We start from the raw sequence: 12,193 nt of genomic DNA, 5'->3' as shown, positions 1-12,193 counted from the left end.
TGAACTTATATATTGTCGAATTTCCTAGCTGATTTAGCACGATTTCGTTTTCGTTAATGTATTAATTTTCACTTTATTTTGGAAGTTATTATTTTCCTAAACAGAATTGGCTGAATAGTTGCGTAATCAGTTCGTCTTGTACGCTATCACCCACGATTTCTCCTAAGAAATCCCAACAACGGGTCATGTCGATTTGGACTAAATCGACCGGCATGCCCGCTTCAATTCCAGCTACAACATCTCCCAAAGCTTGACTAGCTTTTTCTAGTAACGCAATGTGACGCGTATTGGAAATATAAGAAGCATCTTTTTCCCCTGTTTGACCGGCGAAAAAAAGATCTGCAATCGCTTGTTCCAATTGATCTAAGCCTTCATTTTGTAAAACTGATACGGCAAAAATCGGTGTATCGCCTGCCACAGTTTGCAATTTTTCTTGCTCTAATTTTGCAGGTAAATCCGTTTTATTCAATAAAATAATGCGTTTAGTATCTTGCGTTAACGCTAATAATTCCAAGTCAGCTGCTGTCAAAGCTTCACTTTGATTTAACACCAATAAAATCAAATCGGCTTCTTGCAACGCTTTACGACTGCGTTCCACCCCGATTTTTTCCACGATATCTTCAGTATCTCGAATACCAGCCGTATCAATTAATTTTAATGGCACACCTCTTACGTTCACGTATTCTTCAATGACGTCCCGTGTCGTACCGGCAACATCTGTGACAATCGCTTTTTCTTCTGCTAATAAATGATTTAATAAACTGGATTTCCCAACATTTGGCCGACCAATGATGGCTGTACTCAAGCCTTCTCGCAAAATTTTTCCTTGTTGGGCGGTTAAAAGCAATTGGTTAATTTGACCTTGGACTTGATTGGCTTTTTCTAATAACAAACGCGTCGTCAACTCTTCGACGTCATCGTATTCAGGATAGTCGATATTAACTTCCACTTGGGCCAATGTTTCCAAAATTTCTTGCCGCAATGAGCGAATTAAGCTGGATAAGTTTCCGTCCAATTGATTCAACGCCAAATTCATCGCTTTATCCGTTTTAGCCCGAATTAAATCCATCACGGCTTCTGCTTGAGATAAGTCCACCCGACCGTTTAAAAACGCCCGCTTTGTGAATTCGCCAGGCTCAGCCAGACGTGCACCTTGTCGCAACAGTAATTGCAAAATTTGATTAACCACCACAATCCCGCCATGACAATTAATTTCAATGACATCTTCACGAGTAAAAGTTTTTGGTGCCCGCATAACAGAAACCATCACTTCATCCACCATTTTTTCCGTGGCTGGATCAAAAATATGACCGTAATGAATTGTATGGCTGTCAACATCTGACAGCTGTTTACTGCCACTGCGATAAACTTCATTTGCAATTTTCACCGCATCATCTCCACTTAAACGGACAATACTAATCGCCCCTTCACCAGGCGGAGTGGAAATTGCAGCAATTGTATCAAATTCTTGGGTAATATTTGCCATTGATAAACTCCTTTTTAGACTTAGTATGACGTAACAATGAAAACTTAGCGTGATTAAATCGTTAAAATCAAACGATGCAAATCAGTTAATTTACGTTTTAAAAAGCTTTGTCACGTTTTATCGCAATAAAAAAAGTGCTTCATCTTTTGCAATAGGAAAAAACTTCTCCACTGAGAAGTCTATAACTATTTACAAAAGACATCGCACTTTGACTGCTAGTCCTTAAATTCTGGTCATAGACTAGCATAAAATTCGTTGTCTTGCAAGATTTCGTGCCAGAATTTGTGAGAGGTTTTAGCTTTACTTAAAGGTTCTTATCACGGTAAAATTAAATTACAGTGAATCACAGCTTTTGCTGTTTGCAACAATCAAGTAGGTTTTAACGATGAAAAGCCAAAAGCATGCAATTTTGAACTTTTCCCCTAAAGCCTAAAAGGAGTGAGCGATATGACATTTGACAAACAAAAAGAAGACGACATGCGCATCCACGAAATTATTATTTCTACCGGCAATGTAAACCGGAGTTACGCAGTTCGCGACATTATTTTCGTTGCGGAAAAATTTGAAACAGATTTATTTGATGAAAATATTGACCCCAATGAATCTTTACAAGATATTATCTTGATGCTAAAAAGAAAAGCTTTTTCTTATGGTGCCAATGCTGTCATCAATTGCCATTTTGATCACGATCATGTCCAAGTTGACGGCAAAACTTATTTGGAAATTTTCGCTTACGGCACTGTTGTCCAATTTATTGAAACAACTGTTGGGGGCTAATTTTTTCCGCTACTTTTTACAGTCATTTTACTAGTGAAACTTGCCTTTCAAAAGTTAATCGCAAAAAGGAGATGTGACAAAAATCTTGTCCATCTCCTTTTTGGCGTATGAAAATACTTATTTCATTTTATTATATTAATAGTTATTGTAAATTCTTAATAAATTTGTGCTATCATTATTTTACTAGATAAAAATTAATTAATTTCGTTATTTAATGTTGATTGAAATCACTTATAACACAAAAACTGGAGAGATTACAATGAAGAAATTTATCGTCGTATTAGCGACAAGTTTGCTACTATCTGTCGGGTTGATTTATTTTGAAAAAGATAGTTACCTTAAAATTATCGGGCTGATTGCTTTCTTTTTAGGTTTAGCCATGTCCGGAACACTTGTTTCAGGTGATCGTATGCGTGCTAACACGGCGCGACAATCAGACATTACCACTAATAACACTAGTAATCTCTTCTTATACTTCATTTTATTTTCGTTACCGCTTCTTATTATGGCTTATGTTTCTGGTGTATTCTAAAGTTTGTTTTTAATTACATAACGAGACAAAAGCATGACCATAAAATATTTATGGTTTGTAGCAATATTTAAAATTACTCGCGCCTACAACATATTATTATCACCTTTTTAAAAGATTACATCTTGTTTTAAAAAGGAAAAGTGCAGGCGCGTACTTTTATTATTTACCGCGAAAACGTTCAATCGCATGGTGTAAATCGTATAATTTATCTGTTGCTACTTCCCCTAATTCTTCATATAAGCCCATATATAAGACATCCACAACTGCTAATTGCGAAATTCGTGTTGCCATATTGGCTACGCGAAAATATTCTTCTAAAACTGGTGTAGACAATTTAAGATCAGCAAGTTTTGCCAATTTAGAATTTTGTAAAGTTGTAATAGCAATAATGGTGGCCCCTTTTTCTTTGGCTAGGGTGGCTAATTGCACCACTTCCGCCGTTTTACCTGTTGTAGAAATTGCTAAGAAAATATCTTCAGGCGTCAAATTTAAGACTAGGGCTAACATTTGGTGAAAATCACGATTAAAGCTAGCTGTAACGCCTAATTTACTCACTTTATGCGCAAAATCTTCTGCAACTACAGCAGAAGCCCCAACACCATAAACCGTGACCTTTTGTTTATCTTTTAATAAGGTAATCGCTTTTGAAACCTCTTTTAAATCCAGTGTGTTTACCAGTTGTTGCACGGCTAATTGATCCAATGCCATGGTATTAAAGAAAACATCATTAAGGGATAATTTTTCATGTTTTTCTTTTTTTACGATATTAAATTCATTTTTATTCCGAAACAATTCTTGGCTTAGTGCTACTTTAAAGTCCCGAAATCCTTTTACTCCGATTGCTTTGCAAAAACGTACCACACTCGCCTCACTAACACCTGCGCCTGTTGCAAATTCTTTAATCGTCATTCTGGTTACTCGTTCGGCGTCTTGTAAGACAAAATCAGCAATTTGACTTTCAATTTCCGAAAAATTTTCTTGTTTTTTTAGCGCTGGGAGCAAAAACATTTCTTCACCTCAAATTAGTTTTCTAAGCTTGTCACAAATTTTTTCGTAATTACTTCAGGGCGTGTAATCGCCGTTCCAATTACAACAGAATACGCCCCTGCTTGATAGGCAGCTTTTAAATCAGCCACAGAAGCAATATGACCTTCAGCAATAATAGGTACTGCAATTTTTTCTGACATTTCACGAATTAAATCTGCATCAAAAACTGTCTTTTCTTTTGTTTCTTCTGTGTAACCGGCTAATGTCGTAGATACAAGATCTGCGCCACAATTTGCAGCATATATACCACTTTCTACACTATCACAATCCGCCATGACAATGATTTCAGGATATTTTTCGTGGACTTTTGTAATAATATCAGCCAGTTTTTCACCATTTGGCCGCGGTCGTTTCGTACCGTCTAACGCAATAATTTCAGCACCGGCAGCGATAATCGCTTCACAACTAGCAAAAGTTGGTGTGATATAAACATCGTAGCCTTCAAACCACTGTTTGTAAATACCTATCATAGGCAGTTTTACTTCTCTTTTAATCGCTGCGATATTTTCTGGTTCCGTAGCTCGAATACCAACTGCTCCACCTGCTGCAGCCGCATTGGCAAAAGCTGCCATAATTTCTTTACCATACATCGGCCAGCCTTTACGTGCTTGACATGAGACAATAACACCATTTCTAATTTGTTCCATAATTTCTTTTTTCATTTGCATTCTCCCGTTCGTCTATAAAATTCCCGTTAATTTACCGACTAGCCCAATTACAAAACAAGCTAACATCAACCAATAAATAGCTTTTTTATTTTTCATTAATGCCCAGTAAAAAATGAGCGTAATGATTAGTGGTAAAAGTCCCGGGAAAATTTGATTGATTAAATCTTGTAAGACGATTTCTTTGCCGGCATTATCCCATTTGGCAGTCAATTCAATTTTGACAAAATTGACCACCATCGAGCCTGTCACCATCATCCCCACGATAGTTGCCCCTTGAACAAAGTTTTTAATTAAATCTGAATTTTTCATTTTAGCAATTAATTTAACCCCAAATTTATAACCCCAAAAAACACCTAGATAACGTGTAGCAATATTTAAAAAGATATTAGGTACAATAAAAATAATCGGACCTAAAATATTACCATTTAAAGCCAAGCCTGCCCCCACAGCAGCAAAAATTGTCATAAAAGTTGCTTTAAAAACAGAATCCCCTATTCCTGATAAAGGCCCCATCAATGCTGTTTTGGTAGAAGAAATAGTTTCATCAGTAATCGGCTTCCCTAAAGCCTTTTGTTCTTCTAGGGCTACAGAAACACCCATTACAATATTGGTTGTATAAGGATGACAGTTAAAGAATTCATTGTGCCGTTGTAATGCTTTTTGATACTCAGCTTCATCTTGATATAATTTTTGTAAAACTGGAATCATCGCATAATTAAAACCTAAACTGATATAACGTTCATAATTAATTGTTGCCATACTGAAAAAAGAACGCGTGAAAACACGCCATAAATCTTTTTTATTTAAAAGCTGTTGATCATTTGTGACTGCTTCAGTTGTTAGATTTTGCGCAGTTTGATTTTCTCCTTTACGCAAAGCACCCGCACCTGCTGCCACACCAGCTCCTAATAAAGAAACAGCCAATACATCTAGTTTCAAATAAACAGACAACACAAAGCCAATTAAAAAGAAGGGCCAAAATTTTTTGAAATCCATCATTTTTAATAGCATGGCCATCCCAATAGCTGGTAATAATCCTGACGCAATCGTTAAACCACCTGAAACCCAGACTGGCAAGGCATCATTAATTTGTTTGACAAACTCACTCCCAAATTGAATCGCCATAAAAGATGCGACAAAAAAGACGATAAAGAAAACGCCAACACCAGCTAAATGTAACTTTTCGACTGTTTTTGTCTTACCTGCTTTAATCGCAGTATCGGCTTTGTGCACTAGGAAAATATTTATATTCCAAGCTAACATAATTAAGAATTGCGCCAAAATACCAATCGGTAAAGCCAACGAAATTCCTAGCGCAGGTGAACCTGCTTGAATGGCATAAATCGTCCCAATAATTCCAGCAATTTGCGCATTAGGTGGAACCGAGCCACCAATTGGTAATACCCCCATAAACATCAGCTCAACACTTGCCCCAACTTGTAAACCAGTTTGTAAATCCCCCATAATTAAACCGATTAAAGGCCCCGCAAAAATTGGACGCGAAATCATCCAATAGCCATATCCATAGTTTTCAGTAATTAAAATTGCAACAAAAATACTCAACAAAATCCCGCTGAATAACGTCATTGTTCTCCCCCTATGCTAATTAGACTTCCCCATCAAAAATTTTTACCCAATTAAATAACTGTACTTAACTCTAATGATTTATCTCCTGGTGCTGTTCGGACATCTAATTTCACTCCTACAGCCGCTAACTCTTTAAAGACAGCCACATCTCTTTCATCTAAATAAACTGTTTTGGTAATTTCTTTTTTGCCTTCTTTAAAGTACATGCCGCCAATATTGATGCTATCAAAATGGATTCCCGCTTTGACTAAAGCCAAAATTACTGCTGGATCTTTAATCACAAGAAAAGATTTTAAACCATTATCTTTTGCAAAATATTCGCTACCTTCAGTTACGGTAAATAATTTGAAACCCTTACCTTCTGGCACTGCCATTTCCAATAACATTTTTTGCATGTCGTCTTGCGCTGCTTGATCATCAATAACGACAATTTCATCACAAGGATAAGCAACTGACCATGAATAGGCCACCTGACCATGAATTAAGCGCTCATCAATTCGTGTTAAATTAATACTCATTTTTCTTCCCCTTTTCTTTTAAAGACTAAATTCTTGAATCATAGGTGTTGTTTCCGCTATTAAACCGCTTGCATTTTTCTGTAAATCCAAACAACTGGATAAAACTAATGCCAAATGATATCCCATAATCAACTGACTATTTGGTAACTGATGCTGCTTACTAACTAATGCAGCGGCTTTTGCCGGTGTTCCGCCTTTAATATCTGCTAAAAATAAAATTTCTGAATAATCTTCTTTTACCTTTATACAAAAGGCCGCTAATTTTTCGATATACTCCGTAATATTTTCTTCTGTCTGTAACGGTACAGCAAAGAGATTGTCTTGCTTACCTAAAATCATTTCAGCTGATTCTTTCATACCGATACAACCTAAACCATGTCCTACTAATATGATTGCCCGCATCTTATCTTCCTTTCTTACCTTCGCTTCATTTTTAGCAACTTATTACTTGCTATGCTTGCATCATACAATATTAGAAATTTAGTTTCAACATTTATTTAAAAAATAAATAAACTAAATTTCTAATTAGTGATTAAATTCCAACAAAAAAAGAGTAGAAAAAACTTTCTACTCTTTTTCATAATGGCATTTTAAAGCTTTTCCCGTCGCGCTTTTTCCATTTTACGTAATTGTTTATGGGCTTTTTTGGAACCGCGGACTAAGTCTTTTTTAAATTTTTCTTCGTGAAAATCGTGAAATAAACTTTCAACGTCATAATCAAGAGGATATAACTTTTCCGCAGCCATCTCTAAGCGCAAGCGGCGCAACGGCACCTTAAAGAATTTGTCATCTGCATATACGATTCCTTCTTCTCCTTCTGCTTCATAAAATAAAACAGTCTTATTGGTAGCAGAAGAAAAGACGCGATCCCCTTTTTCAAATTGCGGCAATGTTGGTCGCTGGGTTTGAACTTGGCCAATTTTTTTGAAGACACGTTTTTTACCGGCATAATCTTTTTGTTTTAGTAATTGGCGGCTGCGATCAATGACGTCTTTTTGAAGCTGCATTTTTTCTGCGATCCAAAAAGCATTACTACTACCGACTTCGTTCATTAATAGCTGATATTTCGGTGTCAAAGTCTGAGCATCAAACGCCATCGCCGCAGTTTTAAAATCTTCATGGGCTAAGGCAAAATCTTTAATTTCACCATAATGCGTCGTGGCCACGACTAACGCGCCATTTTGATACATTTGTTCCATAATCGCAATCCCGAGTGCTGCCCCTTCATTGGGTTCAGTCCCACTGCCAATTTCATCTAATAAAACCAATGTATTGCGTTTACTGTGGCGCAAAATTTCAGCAATATTTTGCATATGACCAGAAAAAGTACTGAGCGCATTTTCCATATCTTGTTGATCACCGATATCAATTAAAATTTCATTGAAAACAGCAATATTGCTCGTGCCATCATGATGTACCAACACACCAAAAGCCGTTAACAAACACGTTAATGCCAACGTTTTTAAGACCACCGTTTTTCCACCCGCATTAGGTCCTGTGATAATTAATCCTCTGGCATCTGTACCTAATGAAACTGACAGAGGCACAGCTTTATCCCCTAATAAAGGGTGGGTCACATTGGACAAATGTAAAATTTCTTCATCATTGACCGCCATTTTCACGCCATCAATGTTGCGGGAATACTTGGCACGAGCAAAAATAATATCCAATTCCACCACAGTTTCTAAACTGTAGACGATTTTTTCTTGGGCGGCTGCAAGTAAACCGGTTAAATAGGCCAAAAGCTGATACACTTCGGCTACTTCTTCTGCTTGGGCTAAAATCAATTTTTCATTCAAACGGGCAACATTACTTGGTTCCACAAAAACAGTCGTGCCTTTATTGGATTTCTCAATAATAGTGCCGTTAATTTTATTTTGAAATTCCGCTTTGACAGGTAATGTGTAACGATCCCCTTTTTTCAAAATCAAACGTTCTTGCAAATATTTTTGCGTGGTAGCATTTCGCAGATATTTTTGTAATGCAGCTTCAATTTCCCCTTCAATTTTTTGCACTTGATTGCGGGCTTTTCGTAATTGGCGACTACTATTGCTATTTAAACGAGTACCATTTACCATCCCCGTAATTTCCTTGGTGATTTCAGAAAAGTCCCCTAATTGCTGACTATAGGCAAAAAGAGTTGGCACTTGATAGGCATTTTTTTGAAATAATTTTTGAATTAATTGAAATGATCGTAAAAAATCACTGTATTCCGTTAGTTCACTGGGTTCTAAAATTTGGCCTTTGGTAATTTTTTGTGTCAAATGGCCAATTTGTGCTAGTCCCATTAAAGGAATATGTTGACCCGAAGCCAAAATAGTCATCGCTTCTTCAGTTTCTTTTAGCCAACTGCGAACGGTATTGATTTGCGTTGCCGGCTTACGTGCTAAAATAGCGGCTTTGCCCTTGTCACTAATAGCGGTTTGACTAATTATCGTGCGGATTTTAGTAAATTCTGTTTCAGTTAATACGTTTTTCATTTGGGTATCCTTTCTTGACTAGACCCCATTTCTAAACACAAAAAAGACTCGTTAGAATGGTGGGCACACTTTTTGCCTTTAACCTAGAAAAAGTGTACAAAAAAAGACGATAGTTTCCCTATCGTCTTAAAAATCTTGCGATTAAAGATAGGCATCTAGAGCATCACAAATAAACTTAACGTTTACTTGTTTTTAAATTGCTGATTAGATACCTGTTACACTCACAAATAGCCCTCTTTTTCTTCTAACGAGTTATTAAATACACCATTAGTATAAAAGAGAGTAAAAAAAGTTGCAAGCTAAAAAGAAGCAGTTGACTTTAAAAGCTTTAAGCAAGATTCATTGCAGCCAACCGATTTTAGTTTGCTGTCTAAGTCTGAAAAGACAAATCGGAATCTCTTCTCGACAAAAACAAGTTTCCGTCACTCTCTTGCTCTTAAAAACCGCAAAAAAACGTCTGTTAATGGCGTAACAGACGTTTTAAAGACCAAAGTAATGACTACGGCATCGTATCTTACTTCGATAAGAATGATTTCTAGTAAAATATACTTGGTTTTTTGGGGGATGTCAATGAAATGCAGGTGAGTTTATGCTGAGAAAAGCCCATAAGATAGGCATTTCTTCTGCTTTTTCTTTATTTTTCGCCAAGATAAAAAACAACATCGAAAAAGTTTTTTCTACTCAAAAGAAGCCGCTTTAGCCTCTCTTACCTCATTTTACTGCGCAAAATTTGCTAGCCCAACTTGCTAAAAAGAACTGTGTTTTGCCATATTTTAAAACTAAGAAATGCAGAATAGATAAAAGTAACGCCTCAAAAAAAATTATCCTTTTTATGTCACTTTTAAAGTGCATTTACTCTCTTACCATTTTTCATTAAAAAAAGCCGCAGGCAAATGAAATGACCCGCNGTTAGATTTTTTGGTCTAACTTTTTGGGGTCGGTTCAAAATGCCTGTGGCTTTTAAATTTTAAGCTTATTAATAATACTTTTTATTTGGTTCAACAACTAAATAGCGGTAAGGTTCGTCCCCTTCAGAATGAGTTTTCACACTATCGTCATGGCTTAAAGCCGAATGAATTTGTTTGCGTTCAAAAGCTGGCATCGGTTCTAAGAAAACAGGACGACCAGTGCGTTTCACTTTTTCTGCGGTGCGTTCAGCCAAGCGTTGTAAAATTGCTTGCCGTTTTTGGCGGTAATCGCCAACGTTGACCACAACCGAAAGTTTATTTTTAGCCACACGGTGAATAAAAACTTGGGCCAAATATTGCAATGCGTTTAACATTTTACCATGTTTACCAATTAAGATTCCCTGTTTTTTCGTGTCTAAATGGAAGATAATTAAGCCATTTTCCCGCTCCATTTTGACCAAAGCAGGTGCATTTAATTCGTTGGTGATATTCGTTAAATAAAGCGCTAATTGCGTTAAAGCCGCTTCATCATCTAAATCAGATAAAACGTCTGCAATGTCAGGTGTTTTTGTTTGCTCAGCTGGTTGCTCTAAACTAACATTTTCAGTTGCAGGAACATCCAATTCAACCACTGGTGTTTGCTCTTCTCCAACTAAAACATCTTCAACTGTTTCTGACACTGCTTCACTGATTTCTTCTGTGACAGAAGGTTCAATTGAAACGCGGGCGTTTTTTCTTCCCATTCCCAAAAAGCCTTTTTTAGCTTCTTCAATCACTTCAATAACAGCTTCATCTTTAGAAATTCCTAATGCAGTCAAACCAGTTGTAATTGCTTCTGCACTGGTCGCTCCTTCATAAATTGGCATCAAGGTAACCCCCTTTTATTTTTTGCGTTTTTTCTTCTTCGGATTCATGGCACGTTCCAACGCACGTTCTCGTGCTTTTTCTTGGCGCAATGCTTCTTCTCGTTCTTTTCTAATTTTAAATGGATTATTGATTAGTAATGTTTGCACTACTTGGAATGCATTGGAAACCACCCAGTATAATGACAAACCACTGGCAAGTCCTAGCCCCATCATTAAAATCATTAAAGGCATCGCAAAGTTCATAATTTTTAGACTTGCATTTGATTCCACTTGGCTCATACTTGAAAGATAAGTGCTGGCAAAAGTGAAGACAGCCGCTAAAATCGGTAAAATAAGATACGGGTCTTTTTCCCCTAAATTAAGCCATAAGAAATGACCTTGTGATAGTTCTGGTACCCGTTGAATCGCTTGCCATAATGCCATTAAAATTGGCATTTGCACCAATAATGGTAAACAGCCTGCATAAGGATTGACGTTGTGTTCTGCGTAAAGCTTTTGTGTTTCTTCTTTTAACTTTTGCTGGGTCTCCATATCTTTAGCAGAATATTGAGCTTGCAGCGCTTTGATTTTTGGTTGTAATTCTTGGGTCTTACGCATACTTTTTGTTTGGAAATGCATCAATGGCATTAAGATAATCCGCACAATTAAGGTAAATAAGATGATCCCAATTCCGGCATTACCAAAAGATAAAGCTTTAATAGCACGGGCAAAGTTCCAAACAATGTAACGATCCCAAATTCCGGTACTGTTGGCACTTACTTCACCAGTGGCACCACAAGCTGACAAGAATACTACCAGTGCCAGCATACCACTTAAAAGTAGTGCTTTTTTGACATGTTTCTTTTTCACGAGGCATGATCCCTTCTAACGATTATTTAAATAATTTTTGCGAGTTTTAGTACATGCTTCAAATTTTGCATCAATTCTTCACTATCTAATTCACTCACAGTTGGTCGAGCGATGATTATAAAATCAAGATTCGGATCAATCTGATCTTTTAGGGCATACAAACTGGCACGGATTTTCCGTTTCACACTATTGCGCATCACAGCATTGCCGACTTTTTTTCCCACGGAGATTCCTACTCGAAAATGTTCTTGTTCTTTGGGGAGTTTATAGACAACAAAACGGCGATTCGCACAAGAGTTACCTTGCTCAAATACCCGCTGAAAATCTCGTTCTTTTTTGACACGATAGGCTTTTTTCATGACGTTTCCTTCACTTCTTCTAAAATCATTTGCTCATACCTTTCAATAATACCATAATTTCTCCCTAAACTTTACCCCCAAAAAAGCCCTACCAAAAGAAAAGCTTTGCGAACTCG

Annotated in this window: 12 protein-coding genes; 2 read left to right on the top strand and 10 right to left on the bottom strand. The window is 36.9% G+C overall.

Features of this window, described 5'->3' with window-relative positions:
* Positions 1 to 88 precede the first annotated feature (88 nt).
* Positions 89 to 1,486 carry a tRNA uridine-5-carboxymethylaminomethyl(34) synthesis GTPase MnmE gene (gene mnmE / locus RU96_RS12235; RefSeq protein ID WP_071865761.1) on the bottom strand — a complete coding sequence of 466 codons (1,398 nt, stop codon included), beginning with the start codon at positions 1,484 to 1,486 and terminating at the stop codon, positions 89 to 91.
* Between the two features lie 447 nt (positions 1,487 to 1,933).
* Between mnmE and RU96_RS12230 the strand changes: the two genes are divergently transcribed.
* Both RU96_RS12230 and RU96_RS12225 read left to right on the top strand, forming a co-directional pair.
* Complete coding sequence (locus RU96_RS12230; protein ID WP_071865760.1) at positions 1,934 to 2,263, top strand: heavy metal-binding domain-containing protein; 330 nt, start codon at positions 1,934 to 1,936, stop codon at positions 2,261 to 2,263.
* A 259-nt stretch (positions 2,264 to 2,522) separates the two neighbouring features.
* Positions 2,523 to 2,795, top strand: coding sequence for a DUF5316 family protein (locus RU96_RS12225; RefSeq protein ID WP_071865759.1), 273 nt, complete (start codon positions 2,523 to 2,525; stop codon positions 2,793 to 2,795).
* Positions 2,796 to 2,954: 159 nt separating this feature from the next.
* Here the strand turns inward: RU96_RS12225 and RU96_RS12220 are convergent, their stop codons facing one another.
* The 9 genes from RU96_RS12220 to rnpA form a co-directional block, all read right to left on the bottom strand.
* Positions 2,955 to 3,803 carry a MurR/RpiR family transcriptional regulator gene (locus RU96_RS12220; RefSeq protein ID WP_071865758.1) on the bottom strand — a complete coding sequence of 283 codons (849 nt, stop codon included), beginning with the start codon at positions 3,801 to 3,803 and terminating at the stop codon, positions 2,955 to 2,957.
* A 14-nt stretch (positions 3,804 to 3,817) separates the two neighbouring features.
* Positions 3,818 to 4,504, bottom strand: a complete 687-nt coding sequence (locus RU96_RS12215) for an N-acetylmannosamine-6-phosphate 2-epimerase (RefSeq protein ID WP_071865757.1) — start codon at positions 4,502 to 4,504, stop codon at positions 3,818 to 3,820.
* A gap of 18 nt (positions 4,505 to 4,522) precedes the next feature.
* Positions 4,523 to 6,097, bottom strand: coding sequence for a PTS system mannose/fructose/sorbose family transporter subunit IID (locus RU96_RS12210; protein ID WP_071865756.1), 1,575 nt, complete (start codon positions 6,095 to 6,097; stop codon positions 4,523 to 4,525).
* A 50-nt stretch (positions 6,098 to 6,147) separates the two neighbouring features.
* Positions 6,148 to 6,615, bottom strand: a complete 468-nt coding sequence (locus RU96_RS12205; RefSeq protein ID WP_071865755.1) for a PTS sugar transporter subunit IIB — start codon at positions 6,613 to 6,615, stop codon at positions 6,148 to 6,150.
* An 18-nt stretch (positions 6,616 to 6,633) separates the two neighbouring features.
* On the bottom strand, positions 6,634 to 7,017 hold the full coding sequence (locus RU96_RS12200) for a PTS sugar transporter subunit IIA (RefSeq protein WP_071865754.1): 384 nt from the start codon (positions 7,015 to 7,017) through the stop codon (positions 6,634 to 6,636).
* 188 nt (positions 7,018 to 7,205) lie between these two features.
* Positions 7,206 to 9,095: an endonuclease MutS2 gene (locus RU96_RS12195; RefSeq protein WP_071865753.1), complete on the bottom strand. Its 1,890-nt coding sequence runs from the start codon at positions 9,093 to 9,095 to the stop codon at positions 7,206 to 7,208.
* Between the two features lie 976 nt (positions 9,096 to 10,071).
* Complete coding sequence (jag, locus tag RU96_RS12190; protein ID WP_071865752.1) at positions 10,072 to 10,869, bottom strand: RNA-binding cell elongation regulator Jag/EloR; 798 nt, start codon at positions 10,867 to 10,869, stop codon at positions 10,072 to 10,074.
* A gap of 15 nt (positions 10,870 to 10,884) precedes the next feature.
* Positions 10,885 to 11,676: a YidC/Oxa1 family membrane protein insertase gene (locus tag RU96_RS12185; RefSeq protein WP_071865762.1), complete on the bottom strand. Its 792-nt coding sequence runs from the start codon at positions 11,674 to 11,676 to the stop codon at positions 10,885 to 10,887.
* Positions 11,677 to 11,744: 68 nt separating this feature from the next.
* Positions 11,745 to 12,077: a ribonuclease P protein component gene (gene rnpA, locus RU96_RS12180; protein ID WP_071865751.1), complete on the bottom strand. Its 333-nt coding sequence runs from the start codon at positions 12,075 to 12,077 to the stop codon at positions 11,745 to 11,747.
* Positions 12,078 to 12,193 lie beyond the last annotated feature (116 nt).

The sequence above is a fragment of the Enterococcus canintestini genome (genome assembly GCF_001885735.1).
GTDB lineage: Bacteria > Bacillota > Bacilli > Lactobacillales > Enterococcaceae > Enterococcus_C > Enterococcus_C canintestini.
The sequence above is the reverse complement of the archived record's forward strand: the minus strand, read 5'-3'. Positions and strand labels throughout refer to the sequence as shown.